At 30.8% G+C, this 25,249-nt stretch carries 26 protein-coding genes; 2 read left to right on the forward strand and 24 right to left on the reverse strand.

Annotated elements, in window-relative coordinates:
- Window positions 1–146: 146 nt before the first annotated feature.
- Together DY168_RS08300 and DY168_RS08305 are read right to left on the reverse strand one after the other, a co-directional pair.
- A complete protein-coding gene (locus DY168_RS08300; protein WP_115641350.1) occupies window positions 147–647 on the reverse strand; it encodes a flavin reductase family protein in 501 nt (166 codons plus the stop codon).
- A gap of 117 nt (window positions 648–764) precedes the next feature.
- Window positions 765–2,000: a serine hydroxymethyltransferase gene (locus DY168_RS08305; RefSeq protein WP_115641351.1), complete on the reverse strand. Its 1,236-nt coding sequence runs from the start codon at window positions 1,998–2,000 to the stop codon at window positions 765–767.
- A gap of 205 nt (window positions 2,001–2,205) precedes the next feature.
- On the opposite strand from DY168_RS08305, the gene DY168_RS08310 reads away from it, so the two are divergent.
- Window positions 2,206–2,979: a threonine/serine exporter family protein gene (locus tag DY168_RS08310; protein ID WP_115641352.1), complete on the forward strand. Its 774-nt coding sequence runs from the start codon at window positions 2,206–2,208 to the stop codon at window positions 2,977–2,979.
- Window positions 2,976–3,428, forward strand: coding sequence for a threonine/serine exporter family protein (locus DY168_RS08315; protein ID WP_115641353.1), 453 nt, complete (start codon window positions 2,976–2,978; stop codon window positions 3,426–3,428). Before DY168_RS08310 ends, DY168_RS08315 begins: the two co-directional genes overlap by 4 nt.
- 166 nt (window positions 3,429–3,594) lie before the next feature.
- Here the strand turns inward: DY168_RS08315 and DY168_RS08320 are convergent, their stop codons facing one another.
- From DY168_RS08320 to DY168_RS08420, 22 genes are all read right to left on the reverse strand, one after another.
- Window positions 3,595–3,867 carry a metal-sensitive transcriptional regulator gene (locus DY168_RS08320; RefSeq protein WP_115641354.1) on the reverse strand — a complete coding sequence of 91 codons (273 nt, stop codon included), beginning with the start codon at window positions 3,865–3,867 and terminating at the stop codon, window positions 3,595–3,597.
- Between the two features lie 139 nt (window positions 3,868–4,006).
- Entirely contained in the window at window positions 4,007–5,782 is a 1,776-nt protein-coding gene (gene aspS / locus DY168_RS08325) for an aspartate--tRNA ligase (protein ID WP_115641355.1), read from the reverse strand.
- Between the two features lie 11 nt (window positions 5,783–5,793).
- On the reverse strand, window positions 5,794–7,053 hold the full coding sequence (gene hisS / locus DY168_RS08330; protein ID WP_115642448.1) for a histidine--tRNA ligase: 1,260 nt from the start codon (window positions 7,051–7,053) through the stop codon (window positions 5,794–5,796).
- A gap of 66 nt (window positions 7,054–7,119) precedes the next feature.
- Complete coding sequence (locus DY168_RS08335; RefSeq protein ID WP_115641356.1) at window positions 7,120–8,574, reverse strand: coproporphyrinogen III oxidase; 1,455 nt, start codon at window positions 8,572–8,574, stop codon at window positions 7,120–7,122.
- 18 nt (window positions 8,575–8,592) lie between these two features.
- Window positions 8,593–9,198: an MBL fold metallo-hydrolase gene (locus DY168_RS08340; protein ID WP_115641357.1), complete on the reverse strand. Its 606-nt coding sequence runs from the start codon at window positions 9,196–9,198 to the stop codon at window positions 8,593–8,595.
- 17 nt (window positions 9,199–9,215) lie between these two features.
- Window positions 9,216–9,665 (reverse strand): D-aminoacyl-tRNA deacylase, encoded by a 450-nt coding sequence (gene dtd / locus DY168_RS08345; RefSeq protein WP_115642449.1) that lies wholly within the window; start codon window positions 9,663–9,665, stop codon window positions 9,216–9,218.
- Between the two features lie 13 nt (window positions 9,666–9,678).
- Window positions 9,679–11,865 carry a RelA/SpoT family protein gene (locus DY168_RS08350; RefSeq protein WP_115641358.1) on the reverse strand — a complete coding sequence of 729 codons (2,187 nt, stop codon included), beginning with the start codon at window positions 11,863–11,865 and terminating at the stop codon, window positions 9,679–9,681.
- A gap of 124 nt (window positions 11,866–11,989) precedes the next feature.
- On the reverse strand, window positions 11,990–12,508 hold the full coding sequence (locus DY168_RS08355) for an adenine phosphoribosyltransferase (protein WP_115641359.1): 519 nt from the start codon (window positions 12,506–12,508) through the stop codon (window positions 11,990–11,992).
- Window positions 12,509–12,537: 29 nt separating this feature from the next.
- Window positions 12,538–13,404 (reverse strand): DHH family phosphoesterase, encoded by an 867-nt coding sequence (locus DY168_RS08360; RefSeq protein ID WP_115641360.1) that lies wholly within the window; start codon window positions 13,402–13,404, stop codon window positions 12,538–12,540.
- Window positions 13,405–13,687: 283 nt separating this feature from the next.
- A complete protein-coding gene (secF, locus tag DY168_RS14670; protein WP_172556304.1) occupies window positions 13,688–14,542 on the reverse strand; it encodes a protein translocase subunit SecF in 855 nt (284 codons plus the stop codon).
- A 5-nt stretch (window positions 14,543–14,547) separates the two neighbouring features.
- Complete coding sequence (gene secD, locus DY168_RS14675) at window positions 14,548–15,792, reverse strand: protein translocase subunit SecD (RefSeq protein ID WP_172556305.1); 1,245 nt, start codon at window positions 15,790–15,792, stop codon at window positions 14,548–14,550.
- 81 nt (window positions 15,793–15,873) lie between these two features.
- Window positions 15,874–17,238 carry a thioether cross-link-forming SCIFF peptide maturase gene (gene scfB / locus DY168_RS08370; protein ID WP_115641361.1) on the reverse strand — a complete coding sequence of 455 codons (1,365 nt, stop codon included), beginning with the start codon at window positions 17,236–17,238 and terminating at the stop codon, window positions 15,874–15,876.
- Window positions 17,239–17,301: 63 nt separating this feature from the next.
- Window positions 17,302–17,439 (reverse strand): six-cysteine ranthipeptide SCIFF, encoded by a 138-nt coding sequence (gene scfA / locus DY168_RS08375; RefSeq protein WP_035794446.1) that lies wholly within the window; start codon window positions 17,437–17,439, stop codon window positions 17,302–17,304.
- Between the two features lie 70 nt (window positions 17,440–17,509).
- Window positions 17,510–17,881 (reverse strand): TIGR04086 family membrane protein, encoded by a 372-nt coding sequence (locus DY168_RS08380; protein WP_172556306.1) that lies wholly within the window; start codon window positions 17,879–17,881, stop codon window positions 17,510–17,512.
- A gap of 58 nt (window positions 17,882–17,939) precedes the next feature.
- Window positions 17,940–18,224 (reverse strand): preprotein translocase subunit YajC, encoded by a 285-nt coding sequence (gene yajC / locus DY168_RS08385; RefSeq protein ID WP_115641363.1) that lies wholly within the window; start codon window positions 18,222–18,224, stop codon window positions 17,940–17,942.
- Between the two features lie 16 nt (window positions 18,225–18,240).
- Entirely contained in the window at window positions 18,241–19,368 is a 1,128-nt protein-coding gene (gene tgt / locus DY168_RS08390; RefSeq protein WP_115641364.1) for a tRNA guanosine(34) transglycosylase Tgt, read from the reverse strand.
- Window positions 19,369–19,576: 208 nt separating this feature from the next.
- Entirely contained in the window at window positions 19,577–20,602 is a 1,026-nt protein-coding gene (gene queA / locus DY168_RS08395; protein WP_115641365.1) for a tRNA preQ1(34) S-adenosylmethionine ribosyltransferase-isomerase QueA, read from the reverse strand.
- A gap of 22 nt (window positions 20,603–20,624) precedes the next feature.
- Window positions 20,625–21,662 (reverse strand): Holliday junction branch migration DNA helicase RuvB, encoded by a 1,038-nt coding sequence (gene ruvB, locus DY168_RS08400; RefSeq protein ID WP_423237231.1) that lies wholly within the window; start codon window positions 21,660–21,662, stop codon window positions 20,625–20,627.
- Between the two features lie 12 nt (window positions 21,663–21,674).
- Complete coding sequence (gene ruvA, locus DY168_RS08405) at window positions 21,675–22,274, reverse strand: Holliday junction branch migration protein RuvA (protein ID WP_115641366.1); 600 nt, start codon at window positions 22,272–22,274, stop codon at window positions 21,675–21,677.
- 176 nt (window positions 22,275–22,450) lie between these two features.
- The gene (locus DY168_RS08410; protein ID WP_115641367.1) at window positions 22,451–23,044 is read right to left on the reverse strand and encodes a hypothetical protein; all 594 of its coding nucleotides are present in this window, start codon (window positions 23,042–23,044) and stop codon (window positions 22,451–22,453) included.
- Window positions 23,045–23,109: 65 nt separating this feature from the next.
- A complete protein-coding gene (locus tag DY168_RS08415) occupies window positions 23,110–23,850 on the reverse strand; it encodes a YebC/PmpR family DNA-binding transcriptional regulator (protein WP_115641368.1) in 741 nt (246 codons plus the stop codon).
- 249 nt (window positions 23,851–24,099) lie between these two features.
- Window positions 24,100–25,218 carry an ISAs1 family transposase gene (locus tag DY168_RS08420; RefSeq protein ID WP_115640208.1) on the reverse strand — a complete coding sequence of 373 codons (1,119 nt, stop codon included), beginning with the start codon at window positions 25,216–25,218 and terminating at the stop codon, window positions 24,100–24,102.
- Between the last annotated feature and the right edge of the window lie 31 nt (window positions 25,219–25,249).

Here is a 25,249-nt window from a genome sequence, read left to right on the forward strand (position 1 = left end):
TTAAAGATTGGATGATTTTTAAAAGTTGTAATATGCTGCTTTAATAAAAGAAATATATAAATATAAGAGAACTCTATTTTTAGAGTTCTCTTATATTTATATATTTCTACCTAATGCAGATACTGTATGTATATAACAAAAATGATTTAATCTTCTGTTGCGTAGTAATCAACTATTTCTCCATAAAATACAGTATGGTAGTCTCCTTCTAAATAAGTACTTTTGCTTATTTCTTCATCCATTATTTCAGGTATTATATCATGCTTGTAAATAACCTTACATTCAAAATATGCATCACAATCTTCAATGATAGGTGTATTTAACTTTTTTGAACTCTTTGATTTTATTCCGGTTAATTTAAACTTATCTACGCTTCTCCCAGAAGTAGATCCGAAAGTTCCTAACTGTTTTTTCATATAGATATTTAAAGGTATGCTTATTGTAAACTCTCCACTTTTATATATTAATTCATTGGTAAACCTTGACTTTCTAACATATATAATGAATATAGGTTTTCCAAATGCAACACCTATGTTACCCCAACTTATAGTCATTGAATTTAAATTTTCTTCATTTTTACAAGTTAAGAAGCCTCCGTGTTTATGAAAACTTTTCATGGCTTTATCATTACTTTTTAAACCTTCCATTATTTATAATTCCTCCTACTTACTTATGTATTATATGTCACTATTATAACATACTTTTAAAAAATAAAAATGTGAAGGAATCCTTCACATTTTTATTAATAATCTTTTATATTAAGTTTAGTTATATAGAGGGAATCTCTTACAAAGTTCAACTACCTCTTGTCTAACGCTTGAAATATCTTTATCTCTATTTTCTATAACTTCATTTATAAGTTTTGCTATGACCTTCATATCTTCTTCTTTAAATCCTCTAGTAGTAACTGCAGGTGTTCCTATTCTTATTCCACTAGTTACAAAAGGACTTAAAGTCTCAAAAGGTATAGTGTTCTTATTTACAGTTATGCCAACCGTATCCAATAACTTTTCTGCATCTTTTCCTGTAATATTCTTATTGCTTAAGTCTAGCAATATTAAGTGGTTGTCAGTGCCATTAGACACTAATCTAAATCCATATCTTATTAGTTCTTCTGATAAAACCTTTGCATTTTTAACCACCTGATTCATATAATCTTTAAATGAATCTTTTAAAGCCTCTTCAAAGCAAACAGCCTTTCCAGCTACAACATGCATCAAAGGTCCACCTTGCATTCCAGGGAATATGCTCTTATCTATTTCTTTTGCAAACTTTTCTTTACATAATATCGCCCCGCCTCTAGGTCCCCTTAAAGTTTTATGTGTTGTAGTAGTTACAAAGTCTGCATAAGGAACTGGTGATGGATGAATTCCTGCTGCAACTAGTCCTGCTATATGAGCCATATCCACCATGAAATATGCTCCTACTTCATCAGCTATTTCTCTAAATTTAGCAAAGTCAATAACTCTTGGATATGCACTAGCTCCTGCAACTATCATTTTAGGCTTATGTTCTATAGCCATTTCTCTAACCTTTTCATAATCAATTTGCTCATTATCTTTTTCTACACCATAGGATATGAAATTAAATAATTTACCTGAAAAGTTTACTGGGCTACCATGAGTTAAATGTCCACCATGAGTTAAATCCATCCCAAGTACAGTATCTCCTGGTTTTAATACTGCAAAATATACTCCCATATTAGCTTGTGATCCAGAATGTGGTTGTACATTAGCATGCTCTGCATTAAATAATTCTTTCATTCTATCTCTAGCTAAATCTTCTGCTTTATCAACAACTTCACAACCGCCATAATATCTTTTGTGAGGGTATCCTTCTGCGTATTTATTTGTTAAAGGTGATCCTACAGCCTCCATTACAGCTCTACTAGTAAAGTTTTCTGAAGCTATTAGTTCTATATTATATTCTTGTCTCTCCATTTCCTCTTTTATAATATCTAATATTTTCCCATCAGTTTTTTCTAAATATGAAAATTCCATATCATACACCCCTTTAAATTGTTATTATAAATGAAAAATATCTTTCTTACCCCATTATAGGTTTTAACAGGATATTTTTCAACTATAATTTACAACAAACTCAAAATAATTTTAATATTCAAAACAAACTCTTAGACATTTCTTTTTATGATATAATTAAATTTAATAAAACATGTGAAAAGTCACATAGAAAGTGGTGATATATATGGACGTTAACAAAATTATTTCTATCGCTACTGAAGCTGGACGTGTGATGCTTCAAAATGGTGGAGAAACCTATAGAGTTGAGGAAACTATTTCTAGAATATGTGAAGCTTACCTTATAAAAAATTCAGACAGTTATGTAACTCCTACAGGTATAATGGTATCAGCTACTGATATATACGGTAATAATGTTTCTATAATAAAAAGAATAAGAAATAGAAACATTGACTTAGAAAAGATTTCCTCAGTAAATGATTTATCAAGAAATATTAAATCTAAAGGTATTACTGCTGATGAATTTTTAGAACAACTTAAAATCATAGAAAATCAGCCTAGATATGGATACAAAATCACTATACTTGCCTCAGCCTTTATTGCAGCCTTTTTCACCCTTATATTTGGTGGAAGCCATGGAGACTTTTTAGCGTCATTCTTTATTGGTGGCATTATTCAATCTATAACCATTTACGCTTCTAAACTAGACATAAACAGCTTTTTTGTAAATATCATAGGTGGTATGGTATCCTCAACATTAGCCATATTATTTGTTATAATAGGTATCTCATCTAGTATAGATAAGATAATTATAGGTTCTATAATGCTTTTAGTGCCGGGAATAGCAATAACTAATGCGATTCGTGACACTATAGCTGGCGACTTAGTTGCAGGCCTTGCAAGATCCGCTGAAGCCATGTTAATTGCAGTTGGCATAGCAGTTGGATCAGGTATTATTCTAAGTTTTTGGTTTTTATATGGTGGAGGTCTTTTTATATGATATTAAAAATAGTTTATTCTTTTATAACAACTTTAGGCTTTGGAATATTATTCAACATAAAAGGTAAAAAGTTGATATTTGCATCTATTGGCGGATCCATAAGTTTATTTTTTTATCTACTGTTTTTGAAGTTTAATTTTTCAGATTTATCTTCTTTATTTTTTAGTACTATTATTTTTAGTATATATGCAGAAATTTTAGCTAGAATTTTAAAAACTCCAGTAACTACTTTTACAATTTGCGCATTAATTCCCTTAGTTCCTGGAGGTGGTATGTACTATACTATGTTAGAGTCTATACAAGGAAATGTAGAACAATCTTTAAATATTGGTATTGATACATTATATAAAGCTGGAGCATTAGCAATTGGGATTGTTTTTGTTTCTTCCATCTCAAAATTTATACGCACAAAAAACTTTACACATTCAAAAACTAAAAAGAATTTTTAATACTTATGTATTTTTAATTATTACTACCTCTACCTCTACCTACTATTAAACTTATTCACATAAAATTATTTATACAATTATAAGGCGGATATTCATCCACCTTATAATTGTATAAATATAATAACCACTGGTATTAATTCTAAAAAGTATACTTATATATTCTTGACTATTTCAAAAACATTAAAAGTGTACTGACTAAATTTTCAATCTTATCATTATTTTCCTTATTTTTTTCTAAGTCCATACAGTTTATTGCATAGTTCTCCAGCATGAGCCCACCTACCTTATTTATAGCCGCTCTAACAGCAGCAATTTGCACTAACATATCCTTGCAACAGGCTTCCTTCTCCACCATATTCTGTATTCCTTTTACTTGACCTTCAATTCTTCTTAATCGTACATATATATCTTTTTTTAAATCATCACTTCTATCTTCCATGAAATCACTCCTTACGCATACCTATACCAGGTATAGTCAAATTATTATAACATAGGTTTTACACTATATCAACAACAAAAAATAAACCCTATTCCACATATAATTAATGTTGCAAAATAGGGTATTAGTTTAAAAATATTTATTTAATTAATGTTATTCCAAGTTCATTAAGTTGCTTTAAATCCACCACATTTGGTGCTTCTGTAAGTGGACAGAATGCATTTTGATTTTTAGGAAAAGCAATAACATCTTTTATATTATCTGTTCCTGCCATAAACATAACTATTCTATCAAGACCAAAAGCTAATCCACCATGAGGCGGTGGTCCAAATTTAAAGGCTTCTAATAAGAATCCAAATCTTTCCCATGCGCTTTCGCTAGTAAATCCTAAAACATTAAACATTCTTTCTTGAAGCTTAGAATCATGTATTCTTATACTTCCTCCACCTAATTCTTCCCCATTAAGAACCATATCATAAGCTTTAGCTCTAACTCTACCAGGATCTGATTCTAGATACTTTATATCCTCATCCATTGGAGATGTGAATGGGTGGTGTGCTGCCTGAAATCTATTTTCTTCTTCGTTATATTCCACAAGTGGGAACTCTGTAACCCATGAAAAGTTAAATTCTTTATTATCTTTTAATATTTCAAGTTTTTTAGCAATTTCTAATCTTAAAGCTCCTAAAGCTTGAAATACCACAGAATTTTTATCTGCTACAATTAATATTAAATCTCCAGGTTTTCCTTCTACAGATTGTATTATTCCATTTAATTCATCTTCACTTAAAAATTTAGATATTTGAGATTTTATTTCTTCATCCTTTAACGATATCCATGCAAGTCCTTTTGCCTTATAAGTCTTTACAAACTCTCCTAATCTATCTATATCTTTTCTTCCCATAGAAGATCCGCCTTTTACACAAAGTGCTCTTACTGAACCTTTTATTTCAAAAGCATCTTTAAACACTTTAAACTCTGAATCTTTTACTACTGAACTTATGTCTTTTATCTCCATACCAAATCTTAAATCTGGTTTATCTGATCCGTACCTTTCCATAGCATCCTTGTATGTAAGTCTTTTAAAAGGTATTTCTACATCTACATCTAAAACTTCCTTAAAAACTTTTGATATTAATCTTTCATTTAGTGTCATAATATCATCTACTTCAACAAATGACATCTCAAGGTCTACTTGGGTGAATTCAGGTTGCCTGTTAGATCTTAAATCTTCATCTCTAAAACACTTAACTATTTGGAAATATCTATCAAAACCTGACACCATTAATAATTGCTTAAATAACTGTGGCGATTGAGGTAATGCATAAAACATGCCTTCATAGTTTCTACTAGGTACTAGGTAGTCTCTTGCACCTTCTGGAGTGCTTTTAGTAAGCATTGGAGTCTCTATCTCTAAAAATCCTTCTTTATCTAAAAAGTCTCTTATAGCTTTAGATGCTTTATGTCTTATATAAAATATACTCTGCATATCAGGTCTTCTAAGATCTAAGTATCTATACTTTAATCTTATAGATTCTGCAGCATCTAAATTTTCTTTTATATATATAGGTGGTGTTTCTGATTCAGATAATATCTTTATATTTTCTACATTAAGTTCCACCATTCCTGTAGGCATGTTAGCATTTATTGATTCTCTTTTTACAACTACTCCTGTTACTGCAATACAATATTCTGGTCTTATGACATCTCCTTTTATAGCTACTTCCTCAGCTACATCTTCTTTGAAAACCACCTGAAGCATGCCTGTTCTATCTCTTAGGTCCATAAAAAGTAGTCCACCTAGATTTCTCTTTCTTTGAACCCATCCCATAATAGTAATAGTTTCACCTATATTTTCTTCTCTTAACTCTCCACACATTTTTGTGCGTTTAAGTCCATTTAAAGCCTCGCTCATTATATTTCCTCCTACTGTAAGTTATTTTTCATTGTGTCAATAATTGCATCTATATTGTTTAATTCTACATTAAACTGTTCACCATCACTCATTCTTTTAATCTTAACCTTATTTTCTTTAAGTTCATTTTCCCCAAGTATCATTGTATACTCAGCACCCATTTTATTAGCATATCTCATCTGAGCTTTAACGCTTCTTTTTAGATGATCACATTCGGCTTTAATGCCTTGTTGCCTTAATTTATAGGTTATTTTATATGATTCTAAATTTGACTCTTCCCCAATAGATCCTACATACATATTAATAATCACAGGTTTTGGTATTTCTATGCCCTCTTCATCTAATGTCATAAGTAGTCTTTCCATACCCATTCCAAAACCTACTGCTGGCATCTTAGGACCATTAATTTGTTCTATCAAATAATCATAACGTCCTCCACCACATACAGTAATATTATCATTTACAATTTCAAATACTGTTTTACTATAATAATCAAGCCCTCTTACTATATAATGATCTATTTGATACTTTATACCTACAGCCTCTAAGTGAAGTTTTAGGTCCTCAAAATGTATCTTACATTCATCACAAATATATTCTAATATAACAGGAGCATTCTTTGTTATTACCTTGCAGCTTTCTTCTTTGCAATCTAGAATTCTCATAGGATTCCTGCTATAACGAGTCTTACAGGTATCACATAGTTCTTCTAAGTTTTCTTTTAAGAATTCTTTTAATACTTCATTATACCTTTCCCTACAAACTGGGCATCCTATACTATTTATCTTCAGCTTTAACCCTTTTATCCCAAAGTTCTCATAAGCATTCATAGCAATACTTATAATTTCAGCATCCAAGGATGCTCCTGATACTCCAAAGGCTTCAACTCCAAATTGATGATGCTGTCTAAGTCTTCCTTTTTGTACATTTTCATACCTAAATACAGGGGTAAAATAATACATTTTTGTAGGTTGAGTTTCACTATATAATGCACTTTCTATAAATGCTCTTACAGTGGGTGCAGTACCTTCTGGTTTTAGTGTTATACTTCTTTTAGCCTTATCTTCAAAGGTATACATCTCTTTTTGAACTACATCTGTGGTTTCTCCAACACCCCTTGTAAAAAGTTCTGTGTGCTCAAATATAGGTGTTCTTATCTCTCTATATCCATAATTCTCTGCTATATTTGAAAGAGTGTCTGTTATATAGTGCCACTTATATGCATCCTGTGGCAACATATCCTTTGTTCCTTTTGGTGCCTTTATATTTATAGCCAATTAACTTCACATCCTTACTTAAAACTTAAATTTATTAAAATCACACTTTATAATATCTAATTATTTATATAGGGTTTCTAATAAAGCCTTCTTTTTTTCTATAATTTCATCAATTCTATTTATATATTCCCCTATATCTTTTATATTTGCAAATCTTTCAATTCTGTTTTCATCTAAAAACACTACCTTTGAAACGGCATCTGCTCCTAGGGCAATTATAGTCTGTCTTTCTTCAATGATTTGCATGTTGTATATGCACTCTTTACCCAAAACGCTGTAACCTACATTTTCCATGTTACAAGGCATATTTTTTTGCCTATACATATAGTAAGGACTCATACCTAAACCTTCTGCTACAACCTTTGTTCCATCATACATTTTTGTGATTTCATCTTGACTTGCAATTTCATAAATCCTTTTTAATTTTAGATCTTCATATAGCTTTGAAGCTCTTTTTACTGAAAGTCCATGAACCGTTATACTTTCTGGTGCTATACTTTTTATAACATCCAAGGTATGGTTAACATCCTTTGACTTTTCTCCTGGAAGTCCTAAAATTATATCCATGTTTATATTATCAAACCCTAAATTTCTAGCCATATTAAATTTATCTATAACATCTTCTACCGAGTGATTTCGACCTATAATCTTAAGTGTATTATCGTTCATTGTTTGGGGATTTATACTAATCCTATCCACTAAATAGCTTTTCATTGTTTCTAACTTAGCTTTTGTTATAGAATCTGGCCTTCCACATTCAACAGTGAATTCTGTTACGTTAAAATCCCTAATTAAATTTTCATATATATTTTTCATTACATATTCGAAATCAGTATCACAAACAGCTGTTGGTGTTCCACCCCCAAAATATATGGTATTAATATTAAGATCTTTTAACTTTATAAAATGAGATAACTCTTTTATTTCCTTTGCCAAAGCTTTTATATAGGGCTCTACTAAACTTTTATTCCCTGATATAGGATTAGATGTAAATGAACAATACAGGCATCTAGTAGGGCAAAATGGCATACCTAGGTATATGCTAATATTGTTTTTATTTGTATTTATAAAGTTTCTCTCATGCTTTGCAACATTTATGCAAAGCTTAACCTTATTTTCTTTAACCAGAAACTTATGATGAAAATATTCAATTATTTCTTCTTCTGAATATCCTTGTTTAATCAAATTTAATGCTATCTTACTAGGTCTAATTCCTATTAATGTACCCCAAGGTAATTCCACTGAATATAATTTACTGAAATAACTGTAAATATATCTTTTTATCTGATTCTTTTTGATATCTTCTTCATTAAATTCAAAGTTTTTAGTTGAGCCTTCCCCTGATATCTCCATAAACTTTTCTTCTATATCTATACAAAAGCTTTTTTCTATTTTAGAAAGTTTTATTTCCTCTATTTTAGAGAAAGTAATTTCTTCTAGGCTATGGAACAAACTCACAATTTGATAAACTTCATATCTATAATCCATATTATTTAGTTTTATATTAATACTCATAATTTACTCCTATCCATATTATAAAAATGGATTGCTTTTCTTCTCTATTCCAATGCTAGATTCAGATCCATGACCTGGGTAGACTATAGTTTGTTCTTTTAAGACCATTAACTTAGTCTTTATACTATCTATTATAGTTTCAAAGTCTCCACCAGTTAAATCTGTTCTTCCTATGGAGCCAGCAAAAAGGGTATCTCCTGTAAAAACCTTATCTTCTACTAAAAAGCTCACTCCCCCTGGAGTATGACCTGGTGTTTCTAAAACTACTATTTTCTTATCTCCAAAAGATATAATATCTCCATCTTTTAATAGAAGGTCAACCTGTTCATGATTTTCAAGCTCTCCAAACATATAGGCACCATTAATCATTAATTCTTCATCCATTTGGTTTATTCCTACTTTGCATTTATATTCATCCTTAAGCTTTATAACCCCACCAGTATGATCTACATGTCCATGAGTAAGTAAGATATATTTTATCTTAGCACCTAGTTGTTCTATTGATGACGTAATATCATCTTCATCACCCCCGGGATCTAAAACTACAGCTTCTTTAGTAGATTCATCCATAATCACATAACAATTAGCAGCATAAACTCCTGCAGGTATTCTTTTTATTATCATCTATAATAATCCTCCTTTTAAAAAGTCTTTTTACTTTCTAATATTAAAGTAACAGGTCCATCATTTTCAATAGATACTTTCATATCTGCTCCAAAAATTCCAGTACCCACATTTAAATCTTCCTCTTTAAAAAGAGAAATAAAGTATTCATATAACTTTTCTGCTTCTTTTCCAGACAAAGCTTTAATAAAGCTAGGTCTTCTACCTCTTGTGCAATCTCCATATAAAGTAAATTGAGAAATTATAAGAATATCTCCCTTAACTTCCATTAAGGATTTGTTAAGCTTACCATTCTCATCTTCAAAAATTCTAAGGTTGGATATTTTATCTTTTAAATATTTTGCATCTTCTATGGTGTCATCTATGGAAATACCAAGTAATACATTAAGTCCCATATTAATATTTGATATGATTTTTCCATCTACAGATACACTAGAACTCGTTACTCTTTGAACTACAGCTCTCAATGCATTCACCTCCTTAGTATTTTTTTCTATATACTTCAATAACCCCTTGTATCTTTTTAACCTTTTTCATAAATTCTTTAAGTTGTTCAATATCATTTATTTTTAATCTTACATTTATAGTTGCTATATTGCCTTTAATAGATTTAGCATTAATTGCATGCAAATTCATTTTAGATTCTACAATTACAACCATAACATCTGATAATAGACCGCTTCTATCTTCAGCTTTTAGTTGTACCTCTGATATATACCCATCAATTCTATTATTTCCCCACTCTACTTCTATAAACTTTCCATCATCATCTTCGTCCATACTTTTTATATTTTTGCAATCTGATCTATGTACCGATATTCCTCTTCCTTTAGTTATATAACCTATTATACCGTCACCTGGAACTGGATTACAACATTTAGCAAAACGTACTAATACATTCGTAAGCCCTTTTACTGTTATTCCATACCCTTTATCATTCATAGGCTTTTCATCATGATGACTTATATTATCCTCTGTAATTTTTGATTGTAAGCTTTCTAGAGCACTACTGCTATTATTAGATGTTCCTTCTTTTAATTTTATAACTACAGTAGACGGTACAATTACCCCCATACCAACAGCTGCAAATAAATCATCTATATTATTAAAATTATATCTTTTTAATACCTTATCAAAAATTTCACCTTTAGCAATCTCTCCAAAGTTATATCCTTGCTTTTTAGATTCCTTTTCAAGTATCTCTTTACCTTTTGATACATTTTCTTCTCTTTTTTCTTTTTTGAACCATGCTCTTATCTTGCTTTTTGCTTGATTGCTTTTTGCTATGTTCAGCCAGTCAATACTAGGTCCCTTAGGTGTAGATGAAGTTAAAACTTCAACTATCTCACCTGTTTTAAGTTTATAATCAAGTGGTACCATATTTCCATTTACCTTAGATCCTATACACTTATTACCGATATCTGTATGGATTCTATAAGCGAAATCTATAGGTGTTGAATCATAAGGTAAATTTATAACTTCACCCTTAGGTGTGAATACAAAAACTTCATCTGAAAATAAATCTATTTTAAATCCTTCCATAAATTCTTCTGCATCTGAAGTTTCTTTTTGCCATTCTAACATATCTCTAAGCCAAGAAAATTTTGAATCTAAATCGCCACCCTCACCTTGACCTTTATCTCCTTCTTTATACTTCCAATGAGCTGCTATACCGTATTCTGCAGTCTTATGCATCTCAAATGTCCTTATTTGTATTTCAAAAGTTTTTCCTTGAGGTCCTATTACAGTTGTATGAAGAGATTGATACATATTAGGTTTAGGCATAGCTATATAATCTTTAAATCTTCCTGGTATAGGTTTATATACAGTGTGAACTATACCTAAAACTGCATAGCAATCTTTTATATTATCTACTAGTATTCTTATAGCAGTTAAATCAAATATTTGATCAATAGTTTTATTTTTATTAACCATCTTTCTGTATATACTATAAAAATGCTTTGGTCTTCCCTCGATATCTGATTCAATGGATGCATTTTCTAGCCTATTACTAAGATCCGATATTATAGTACTAATGTACTCTTCTCTTTCAATTCTCTTTTCAGCTATACGTCTAACTAAATCATAATATTCATTAGGGTTTATATATCTAAATGCTAAATCCTCTAATTCCCACTTTATTTTAAACATTCCAAGTCTATGGGCCAATGGTGCATATATATCAAAGGTTTCTTTTGCCTTTTCTTTTTGTTTTTCTACAGGCATATATCTAAGTGTACGCATATTATGCAATCTATCTGCTAGTTTTATGAGGATAACCCTTATGTCTTTCGTCATAGCAAGAAGCATTTTTCTTACATTATCAGCTTGTTGCTCTTCTTTAGTTTTATATTTTATCTTTCCAAGTTTTGTGACACCGTCTACCAAAATCGCCACTTCTTTATTAAATTCTCTTTCAATATCTTCAAAACTATAGTCTGTATCTTCTATAACATCATGAAGTAATCCAGCTGCTATAGTATTTTCATCCATACCAAAACCTGCTAAAATGCACGCAACCTCCACTGGATGAACTATGTAAGGTTCACCTGATTCCCTTCTTTGCTTTTCATGAGCATAATTAGCCAAGTTATAAGCCTTTTCTATAAATTCCTTATCTACAATATTAGAATTCTTTTCAATTTTCCTCATTAATTTTTCTAGCATTGGACTACTCTCCTCTAAAAAACTTTCATTATATTTAGCATTATGTATAAAGCCAATGGCTGGTTATATAACCAGCCATTGTTTTTAATAATTATATATTATATATTAATATTTTTCAATGAAGCTATATATCATATTTTACTAAAGACATAACATCGTAACCTTTAAGCTTATCTCTCCCTTTTAAATCTGTAAGTTCAATTACAAAATCTATAGCCTGGACTTCCCCACCCGTATTTTCTACTAATTTAGCTACAGAACATATAGTTCCACCTGTAGCAAGTAAATCATCTATTATTGCCACTCTTTGTCCTGGTTTTATAGAATCTTTATGAATTTGTAATATGTCACTTCCATATTCTAAGTTATACTCTTCACTTATAGTTTCATAAGGTAATTTCCCTTTTTTCCTAATAGGTACAAATCCAACTCCTAAAGCATAGGCAACCGGAACTCCGAATATAAATCCTCTAGCTTCAGGACCTACTATAACATCAATGTTTTTATCTCTTAAATGATCTACAATACTATCTATTGTAGCTTTTAAAGATTCACCATCGCCTATTAACGTTGTTATATCCTTAAAGCTTATACCTTCCTTTGGAAAATTTTCTATTACTCTTATTTTTTCTTTAAAGTTCATCTTATTACCCCTCCATAAATAAAAAAATGTTACGCATTTAAAATGCTATTGTTTACCTCTTTACTCAAATACTTAGATATCTGTACAGCTCTATATGGTTCCTCTGTAGTTAAAAGCTCTACAACAATTCTAGCATTATCCATTCTACCTATAGCGTTTAACGTTGGTGTTAATAAAAAGACTATCTTTGTCAAGTTTTCTTTGTTAAATTCTCGAATGTTATGATATTTTAATAACGCCTTTAACCCATAATTATTTGTATGAGTAAGGTATTTTAATCCTGCTTCATATATTATTTTATTTTCGCCCTTAATTTCTTTTCCTGAAGCTATTGTTCCAAGCATAACTAGGTCTATGTACTTATTTATACTTTTCATATTATAATAACTAGCTATGGCTTGGCATAACTTAAAAACCACTCCACAATTAGAAAGATCCTTTTCTTTATAATTAGAATCCCTTACATTAGGGTTTAATACCAGGAAGCAGTCATAATCATTTTCAGGTCTATTATCTGCGATAATAATATCAAGGTCCATATTTTTACACCATAATTCTTGTTCCTTCGATTCAACTAAACAGCCTACTGATATTAATACATCTGCGCCTAAAAATTTTATATGATTTTTTATAACTTCACTGTCTAATTTACAGTTTTCACTAATATCTTCTGAAATATAATACTCTACATCTGCATTTAAATATTTTAAAACTAACAGTAACAAGGATACCCCAAATATACTATCTAATTCTGAAGAACCATATACTACTATTTTTTGTCGCTCATTAATGGCATTCACTAACCTATCAATGCTAAACTTCATATCATTAAACATAAATGGATCATATTCACACCATTGTTTCGAGCTATATATATTTTCTCCATTTTTGTGCATATCTAAACTCCTCCAAATTACTTAGAAACTAATTATAATTGAATCTTTTCAATTATACAAACTACTTTATCCGCTGGCTACCATCCGTAACATCCCTCTATTCCTCAAGGTGGGGGCTGACGGCTGCTATGTTCCTTTATAAGTTCTTCTAGCCTTTGATGGATCGATGTATTCATTATAAGCAAACTCCACCTGAGTCTAAGAATCACTTGATGTAAAAAACAACATAAATCTTCAACTAGCATTGAAGATTTATGCTTATAAATTTTATTTATAATTAATATTATTTATTAAATTTTCTTTTAAATACTACCCATAATGGACTTGCAACAAAAATCGAAGAATAAGATCCCCAAAGTATTCCTATAGTTATAGGGAATGTAAATTCTCTAACCGCTGGCACAAATATATAAACACTAACTATTGTTATTAAAGTAGTTAAAACTGTATTAATTGATCTAGTAAGTGTTTGGTTTATACTTGCATCTGCTACCTCTCTAATATCTTTTCTTCTCATAATTTTAAGATTTTCTCTTATTCTATCAAATATTACAATAGTATCATTTATTGAGTATCCTACTATTGTAAGAATTGCTGCAATAAAAGGTGAATTTACAGGTAATTTAAATACTGAATAAATCCCCAAAGTTATAATAACATCATGGAAAAGAGCTAATATAGCCGCTAGTGCAAAACTAAGTTCAAATCTTATCCTTACATAAACAAGCATTCCAATTGTTGCTACTAATAAAGCTATTATAGACTTTTTGGTAAGTTCTTTACCTATAGATGCTCCTATTTCCTCTTGAGATACTAATGCACTATCTTCTAAAGAGTACTTATCTTTTATCTCTTTAAACATTTCTGAAACCTTTTCCGTATCCAAGTTATTACTTTTTATTTCTAATTGACTGCCTTCTACCTTAGTTGCAACTGCATCATTAGCATACCTTTTTATTATTTCTTCCTCAACCTCTAACTTAGAAAAATCTTTTCTAAAGTCAATTAAAACCTTTGTACCACCTTTAAAATCTATACCAAAGTTTAGTCCATTAATAGCTAAAGAAAATATACTTATAACTATTAACACTATAGATATAGAAAACCATATCTTACTCTTTTCTATTATCTTAAGCACTAATACTACCCCCTCTTTACACCAAATCTAGATGGTTTACTTAGCATTCCTATGTTAAAAGCTAAATTTACTAATAATCTAGTAATTGTTATTGCAGTAAACATGCTTAAAATAACACCTACCATAAGAGTTAATGCAAATCCCTTTACTGCGCCTGAGCCCAGATAATAAAGTACAATTCCTGCAATTATTGTAGTTATATTTGAGTCTAAAATAGAAGAAAGTGCTCTATTAAAACCTGAGTCTATAGCCGATTTTATTGATTTTCCTGTCTTTAATTCTTCCCTAACCCTCTCAAATATGAGCACATTTGCATCTACCGCCATCCCTATTGTTAATAAGAACCCTGCAATTCCAGGTAATGTAAGCACCGCACCTATATATATGAATGCATATAATACCAATAAGATATATAAAACTAATGCTATATCTGCTAAAAGTCCTGGAACCCTATAATATAACATCATAAATAAGAATACTAAGGATATTCCAACTAATCCTGCTTTCAAACTACTAGGTATCGCTGTAGCACCTAATGTAGGTCCAACAGTCCTTATGGATACTGTTTTAAGTGGGATGGGAAGTGCTCCTGATTGAATTACTCCTGCAAGCTTTTTAGCCTCATCATAATTTCTATTGCCTGTAATGGTAGCCTTTCCATCGCTTATGATACTTTGTACTTGTGGATCTGTTAGTTTTTCTTCATCCATGTATATAGTTATATTCTGATGTAAATACTTTTCTGTAGCCTCTGCAAACTTTTTGGTACCGTCCTCATTTAGCTCAAGGCTTACTATATTTTGACCCTTGTCATCTACAAACGCTGTAGCTTTCTTTACATCCTTACCTGTAAGGATAGTATCATTTCCTGGTCCAACAAACTTTAAGTCTCCAGTCTTTGTAAGTGTGTCTACAATAGATTTTGAATCAAAACTTCCTGGTATATCTACTCTTATCCTATTGTTTCCTTCTGTACTTAAAGACGTTTCTCCTACACCTAACTTGTTTACTCTCATTGAAAGTAACTCTTTGGTTGTTTCTAAATCTTCAGTTGATACCTTATCTTCAGTTGCAACCTCTTGTAGTACTGATACACCGCCTTGTAGGTCTAATCCTTTTGCTATGACTTTGTCAAAAGACTTAAGTTCATAATTTCCAATATTCAAACCAAAGGCTCCAACATAACCTAAAAATCCAATGACTAAGATTATTACTACAAACAAAATTGTACTTTTACCTTTTAACTTCATGTTTATCCCCCTCGCTAAATGCTGATAGGCTTAATTATATCCTTTAGTATATTATTAGTCAATAATATCCACCTTTTTACATTACATAGTTTGAGCTTTTAGTGCTATAGCACACTCTATTCTTTTCTTTTGCATTTTACATCCTAGTTCATATGGAATATTCATATCCCCATTAAAGTTAAAGTTGTTAGCTTGACATCCTCCACTACAGTAGAACCTAGCCCAACATTCTTTACATACAGGCTTATTATAAATGTGAGCCTTTTTAAATTTATTAGACATTTCCATGTCCAAATCTCCTTTGAATATATCACCCATAATAAAATCTTCATTTCCCACGAATTGGTGGCAAGGATATATTTCACCATCTGGAGTTACGGCCACATATTCATGCCCTGCTCCACAACCTGATATTCTCTTATATACACAAGGACCACCTTGAAGATCTATATTAAAGTGGTAAAACTTAAATTCATTACCTTCTTTATGTCTCTTTAGCATTTCATCATATAGATTATCATATTGTTTAAATATAGTTTCTAAATCCTCTTCTCTTAAAGATAACGCATGATCTTCAGGAAGTACAACTGGTTCTATTGATATTTCTTTAAACCCTTCTTTTGCAAGATACATAACATCTTCAAAAAAGTCTGTATTTTCTCTTGTAAATGTTCCTCTAACATAATATTGCTTAGATTTATCTCTTTTTTCTACCATCTTTTTAATCTTAGGTAATATAGATTTTTGTGTACCACTACCATCTTTTCTAACTCTAACTGCATCATTTACAGATTCTCTTCCATCTATAGATAATATTATGTTCCCCATATTTTTGTCTAGGTATTCAATCATCTCATCATTTAGTAAAGTTGCATTAGTAGTCATAGTGAATCTAATATTTTTATTATAAATTTTTTCTTGTTGTTTTGCATAATCTACTATTTCTTTTATAATTTCAAAAGCCATTAAAGGCTCTCCACCAAATAAATCAACTTCAATATTTTTTCTAGGTCCTGATTTTTCTATAACAAAATCAATAGCCTTTTTACCTACTTTTGCAGACATAGTTTTTCTTGCACCTTTGTATTCGCCTTCATCAGCAAAACAATATTTACATCTTAAATTACAATCATGGATTATATTAAGACATAACGCTTTTATATATGGAGATGAGTCTTCTTTATCTGTTTTCCTTGCAATACCCTCATATAAATCTTCAGAATATAATAACCCTTCTGTTACAAGTTCATTAATATCTTTTAAAGCCTCAGTTATATCTTCTTTAGAATATTTAAGCTTTAGTTTTTCTATTATTATTTGATCATTTTGCAATTTATTTTCATCCAAAATATCATAAACAAGTTCGTCCACCATATGTAGACTTCCGGTATTTACATCTATAACATAATAATCATCATTTTGAATAAATTTGTGTATTAATGACATTAATATTCCCCCTAACGAACATAAGGCAGTAACATTTAAAGTTACTGCCATGCATTTTAAAAATTAGTTTTCACAGGCTAAGTTAGCAACTGTACAAGATGTTTTACATGCAGATTGACATGAGTTTGCACACTCTTTACATCCAGGTTTACTTAAGCTATTTTTTATATTAGATTTGTTTAAAGTCTTTATATGTTTCATGTCCTCATCCTCCATTCATCAACGTTTTCTGTTTCATTGTATCACAATTATATCCTTAAATAAAGCACTTTTATAGATTTATTCCTAACATTCCTGATAATGCCCCCATACCCAAAGCTATAAGTATTCTATAAAATGCATACAGACTTAGAATTTCTTTAAATCCTTGCATAAATCCTGATATGCACATTATTAAAATCATATAAACTAATGATAATATCATTCCACTAAGCCAGCCTTTCTTTCCATTAGCTCTTGCCACATATATTGCTCCATATATTACACTTAAAGAAGTTATTATAAGGTACACAACGGAACTTACATTACTGTTTAAGTCTATAACCCTCATTAATATCGAATAGAAAATTACCATTATTATGGTTAATAAAAAAGATCTTACCGTACCCTTTATTAGATTGTTTACAAAAGCATTATTTTTCAAAATAAAACACCTCCTATCTACTAATAATTATGAAGATAGGAGGTGTTTTATTACATTATTATTCTATTATTTTATCTTTTTCTTCAACTACGCTAGCAATACCTTGTTTAGATATTTTAAGTCTTGATCTTTCAGGACCACTTTCAATTATTACAAAGTCATCTTGTATGTTTATAACTTTACCCATAATTCCACCACGGGTTAATACTTCATCATTTGCTTTTAAATCTTGAAGCATACTAGAATATTTTTTTCTTCTTTTGTTTTCTGGGATAAACACAATTGCATAAAATAGTCCAAGCATTACTACTATCGGTAAGATATTTCTTAATATTTGTGACATTAATACTCCTCCTTTCTTAAACCTCTCCCCACTCTGTGAGTTTTTGTTTTTTATAGTCACTGAAATAATCGCCATCTATAGAATCTCTTATTTCTTCCATTAGTTTATTATAAAAATATAAATTATGCAATACGCAAAGTCTCATAGCTAGCATTTCTTTAGCTTTAAATAAGTGCCTAATGTAAGCCCTTGTATAGTGCTTACAAGTTGGGCAATCACAGCCTTCATCTATAGGGCTTTTATCTAATTCAAATTTGGCATTCATAATATTTATCTTTCCACTCTTTGTAAACACATGTCCATGCCTACCGTTTCTAGCTGGTAAAACACAGTCAAAAAAGTCTACACCTCTCTCTACAGCCTCAAGTATGTTCTTTGGAAGACCTACACCCATAAGGTATATAGGTTTATCTTGAGGAAGATGTGGCACAACAGAATCAATTATTCTATACATGTCTTCATGACTTTCCCCTACTGCAAGACCACCTATAGCATAGCCATCTAAATCCAATTTAGATATAGTTTTTGCATGTTCTATTCTTATATCTTCATAAACTCCACCTTGATTTATTCCAAAAAGCATTTGTTTTTTATTTATAGTACATTCTAAAGAATTCAGTCTATCTAATTCATTCTTACATCTAGTAAGCCATCTAGTTGTTCTATCCACTGACGCCTCAACATATTCTCTTGAAGATGGATTTGGTATACATTCATCAAAAGCCATTGCTATTGTAGATGCTAAATTACTTTGAATCTGCATACTCTCTTCTGGTCCCATAAATATCTTTCGCCCATCTATATGCGAGTTAAAATAAACACCTTCTTCTTTTATCTTTCTCATGCTAGCTAATGAAAATACTTGAAATCCACCAGAATCCGTTAATATTGGTCTATCCCAATTCATAAACTCATGTATCCCACCTAGTTTATTAATCACTTTATCTCCTGGTCTTAAATGAAGATGGTATGTATTAGAAAGTTCCACTTGACACTCTATTTCCTTAAGATCCATAGATGATACCGCTCCCTTTATAGCAGCCAAAGTACCAACATTCATAAACACCGGGGTCTGAATAGTTCCATGAGGAGTTTTAAACTCTCCCCTTCTTACCTTCCCTGAAGTTTTAAGTAATTTATACATCATTTCACCCTTTTCTCTTAACAATTATATTTCAAATCGTAGTAATATTATATTGATTTGTTAACCATTTTATATGATGGCTACCATCCGCAACATCCTACCCTATTAAAGGCGTGGGATGACGGTTGCTACGTCCCTCTATAAGTTCTTCTAAGACTCAGATAGAGAGATGTATCCCTTATAAGTAAACTCCACCTGTGTGTAAGAATCACTTGATGAACATAGCATCTCCAAAACTGAAAAATCTATATTTTTCTTCTATAGCTAACTCATAAGCTTTTATTACATTTTCCTTTTTAGCTAAAGCGCTTACAAGCATTATTAGTGTAGACTCTGGCAAATGAAAATTAGTAATCAATCTATCTACAACCTTAAATTCATATCCAGGATATATAAATATATTAGTCCATCCACTACTTTCTTTTAAAGGAAATCCATCTTTCCCTAATGTTTCTAACGTTCTACAAGATGTGGTTCCTACAGCAATAACTTTTCCGCCACTTTCTTTTGTTCTATTTATTATATCTGCATTTTCCTTATCTATATGATAATACTCTGAATGCATATCATGCTCTTCTATAGTTTCCACCTTAACCGGTCTAAATGTTCCAAGCCCCACATGTAAAGTAAGGTAGGCAATATTAACTCCTTTTTCTTCAATGGCCTTAATAAGTTCTTCTGTAAAGTGTAACCCTGCAGTAGGAGCTGCTGCTGAACCGCTTTCTTTAGAATAAACTGTTTGGTATCTTTCCTTATCTTCTAATGTAGCTTTTATATAAGGTGGTAATGGCATTTGTCCAAGCTCATCTAAGACCTCTTCAAATATACCTTCATAACAAAACTTAATTATTCTATTCCCATCTTCTTTAACCCCAGTTACTTCAGCCCTTAGTCTTCCATCTCCAAAATTAAATACAGCCCCAACCTTTGCTCTTTTACCAGGCTTTGCAAGAGCTTCCCAGCTATCGCCTTCAGTCCTTTTTAATAACAAAAATTCTATTTTCCCACCTGAATCTTGCTTTTCCCCTATAATTCTTGCAGGTATAACCCTAGTATTATTTAGTACTAAAGTATCTCCTTTATTTAAATAGTCTAGTACATCATAAAATATTTTATGTTCTATCTCCCCAGTATATTTATCTAAAACCATAATTCTAGATTTAGCCCTATCCTTTAAAGGATATTGAGCAATAAGTCCTTCTGGTAAATCAAAATCAAAATCACTAACTTTCAATTACTACACCTCTTACGTAAAGTTACTCTCCAAAAAGAGTTGGTTTATCTTTATTTAAATTAAACTTTTCTAATTTGTTTAAATGAATATATGCTTTTTCTGTTGCCATTCTTCCCCTAGGTGTTCTTACTATAAAACCTTTTTGCAAAAGATACGGCTCGTACACATCCTGTATTGTATCTAATTCCTCACCTACAAAGTATGATAAAGTTTCTATCCCAACAGGTCCACCATTAAAACTATCTACTATAGCATCTAATATTCTATTATCAATTCTATCAAATCCCATATCATCAACATCTAAAAGTTCTAGCGCAAGTCTTGCAGTTTTATAATCTATACTCATATGACCTTTAACCTCTGAGTAATCCCTCACTCTTTTAAGCAATCTATTTGCTATTCTTGGTGTACCCCTAGACCTTCTAGCTATCTCTAAAGCCCCTTGTCTATTTATACTACATCCTAGTATATGAGAAGATCTTATTATTATTTCTGTTAGTTCTTCATCTGTATAAAACTCCATTGAACAAAGCACACCAAATCTATCCCTAAGAGGAGATGTTAAAAGACCAATCCGTGTGGTGGCACCAATTAGAGTGAACTTGCATAAATCAAGTCTAATAGATTTTGCTGAAGCACCTTTCCCTATAATTATATCTAATGCATAATCCTCCATTGCTGGATAAAGTATTTCTTCAATACTTCTATTTAGTCTGTGAATTTCATCAATAAATAATACATCATTTTCTTTCATAGTTGTTAGGATAGCTGCTAAATCTCCGCCTCTTTCTATTGCTGGACCTGATGTAACCTTTAAATCTCCGCCCATTTCTTTGGCTATAATATTAGCAAGTGTAGTTTTCCCAAGACCTGGGGGGCCATAAAGTAATACATGATCTAATGATTCTTTTCTATTTTGGGCCGCCTTTATAAATATATCTAGTCTCTCTTTAACCTTTTCCTGGCCTATGTATTCTTTTAATTTTTGAGGTCTTAAACTATATTCATTAGTAAGATCTTCTTCCTTAGATTTTGCAGAAATAATTCTCTCTTCCTCCAAAACTTGCCCTCCTTAATTCATTAAGTACTTAAGACAGTCTTTTATCATTGTTTCAACAGAATCTGAAGGCTTTAAACCTTTAAGAGCACTTTCTACTTCTCTTTTTGTATATCCTAAAGATAATAACGCTTCAACTACTTCTTCTTGTATGTTTTTAAACAACTTATCTTCAGCATTATTTCCCTTTAAGTCTTCCATCTCCACATCTTCTACCTTTATCTTGTCTTTAAGCTCTAATATAATTCTCTGAGCTGTCTTTTTGCCTATTCCAGGAGCCCTAATAAGTGTCTTTTCATCCTCAGTAAAAACTGCATACTTAAGTCTTTTAACAGTAGATATAGATAATAAAGAAAGTGCTGCTTTGCTCCCAACACCATTTATAGTTAAAAGTAATTTGAACATTTCTAATTCTTCTTTAGTTATAAAACCATATAATCCTATAAAATCTTGCCTTACAACTTGCTCTATAAAAATCAAAGCAGTTTGATCTATCTTAGGCATATTAGAAAGAGTACTTCCTGATGTAAATATCTTATATCCAATACCATTATTTTCAATTACTATATAATCTTTATGCATGCCTTTGAATTCGCCTTTTATATATTCATACAATCTATTTACCCCTTATACCATATTTATTTAAAATCTATATATTACTTTAACATTTCCACTAAAATAATTCAATAATGATAGTTTTATTTTGAAATATTAAGTTTATTAACATTATGGAGCTAGGTTTAAAGCGAGAACAAGTATCCTTTTAAGATCTGCCCTCGCTTTTAAATACTTTATGATTCTATTTCAGCTATTTGATCGTAAGCTTCCTCTTTAGTATCAAATTTCAACTGATTATTTTTGAGTAAAACTCTATCTCCCTCGGGTAAACTTTCTACTCTTCGTGTTATAATATCTTTTTTATAATCTTCTATAAATAATTTACCTTTATCATCACTCTTAAATATTGCTACAAAACCTTTTTCTTCTCCTAAGTAATACCTTCCAGGTTCAAAAGACTTTTCAACTTTTTTAACTAGAATTATCTCTTTATCACTTACTGAAGATAGTTCATATCCTTCTTTAAGATAAATCTCTTCTAAAGAGCTTTTAGTAATATTATCCTTTTCCTTTATTTTAAGCTCCTTTATAGTCTTTTTTAATTTTACTGTAGAATCGCCCGTTGCTTCATCCACCTCTTTTAAAACTAAGGACAAATAATCATCTAAAGGCTCTTCTTGTTTAGAATCATACACCGATAAATTACCACTTGTGCTCTTATCTAAAGATGCTTCTTTCGATCCACCTATAAAATATCCTACAAAAAATAAACAACCAACTAAAAATATCCCTATAACAAATAATAATACATTCTTTTTTACTTTCATAACATCACTCCTTAGTGACATTATGTCCAAAAAAATAAACCTTATACATCAAATCACACTATTGTTTATTGTTCCCAGCCTTCTGGGAATTCAGCATTGTGCCATACATTTTGCACATCATCATCCTCTTCTAGCACATCTAACATCTTTTGTACATGAACAGATACCTCTTCATCTATTGTAACATATGTATCTGGTATCATTTTTATTTCAGCCTCTAGGAACTCTATAGACTTTTCTTCTAAGGCCTCTCTAACAGTGCTAAACTCCTCAAATCCAGTAGTTACAATATATACCTCATCTTCTGATTCAAAGTCCTCTGCTCCAGCATCTAAAGCAATCATCATTAATTCATCTTCATCTAAAGACTCATTCTTTTCAATTACTATTTGTCCTTTTCTTGTGAACATAAAACTTACGCAGCCACTAGCGCCTAAATTCCCACCATGTTTTGTAAATGCATGTCTTACATTACTTGCACTTCTATTCTTATTATCTGTTAAAACCTCTACAATTACAGCTATACCAGAGGGTCCGTATCCCTCATAAGTTATTTCTTCATATACAACGCCACTTAAGTCCCCAGTAGCCTTTTTTATAGCCCTAGTTATAATATCTTGAGGCATATTATTAGTCTTAGCTTTTGCAATAACATCCCTTAGTTTAAAGTTTATATCCGGACTCGGTCCCCCAGCTTTAGTTGCTACCATTAATTCTTTACCTATTTTAGTGAATATTTTACCCCTCTTAGCATCTGCCTTACCTTTTTTAGCTTGTATATTGTGCCATTTTGAGTGCCCTGACATAAAATTTCCTCCTAACTTAAAATAAATATTTATCTTTGATTTTTCTATACTATTATATCATAAAACCTACATTTTCTTCAATACGACATCATAAGTAAAACAGGGCAATTGCATCCTTATATTGTAATGAGCTAAAGTTTAATCATATTTTGGTAGTATAAGGATATTGTTGCACTTGAAAATACAGAAGTTTAATATAACGTTTACTTAAGATATTAGAACTGTAATAACTTTATGAAAACGATATTCCTATTGGATTGAAGTTAAAACCTTTTTTAAATAATCATTATCCCAACCGGATTTGAGCCTTTTAGCTTTTACACCAATCTTTACTGATTTTTCATTTTTTAATAAGTTTAAAGCTATGTGCCTTAAAATGGCAAAGTTTTCAGCTGCATTTTCAATTCTTATTCGGCTATCATCTTCTCTAAAAGCAATATCTAAAATCCAATGTAAGCTATTCTCTATTCCCCAATGTTTTCTAATGGCATCAGCAACTTTTTCAACATTTTCTGTTAAGCTCGAAATATAATATCTTCTTTCTTTAGATGTTTTATCGCCTATGGTTCTTTCAGATTCAACCATAATTATACTATTTAGGTTTTTCCACTCTGACTTCTGTGAAAGCCAGTTTAAATCGTTAATTAAGTAATGTTTACGTGTTTCAATTCTGCCATGGTCTTTGTTAGTAGTCTTGAAAAAACTATATTCAACATCAGCAAATTTATTCTTAGATTCTTCTTCAAAAAAGTATTTTATATCGTTGGAAAAGTTTTTATGATTACCTTTTAAAGCTAAAACATAATCTCCGCCCTTTTTGATTATTTTTTTAGCTATATTTTTTTGAGTACCCATAGCATCAATTGTTACTATAGATTTATTTATATCTATCTTATCTAATAATTCTGGAATTGCTGTTATTTCATTTGATTTATCATTAACCTTTATCTGACCTAAAACTAAACCCAACTGATTTGACCATGCACTTACCATATGAATAGCTGATTTATTGTTACTTGTATCAAAGGAATGCCTAACTGTCTTGCCATCTATGGCAATTACGTCACCAGTAACTTTATCAGAAATATCTTTGATCCACTTAATAAACGCTTCCTGAAATTCTTTTGGATTAATAATAGAAAATACTCTTCCAAAAGTATCATGGGATGGTATCCCATGATTAAGCTCTAAGAATGTTGAAAACCACTCTTGTTTTGATGTGCCATATTGAGCTATATCTGTCCAGGTATCGGCTCCGCATATTATTGCACAAGTTGCTATTGTTAGTATATCAATAAGCTTATGTTTTGAATTATTATCTCTTGGGTCTGAAATGCTTATAAAAGAATTTGAAAGTTCGTTATACATAATTATAAAAATCCCCTTTACATTAGTAATA

The organism is Clostridium putrefaciens (assembly GCF_900461105.1).
Lineage (GTDB): Bacteria > Bacillota > Clostridia > Clostridiales > Clostridiaceae > Clostridium_L > Clostridium_L putrefaciens.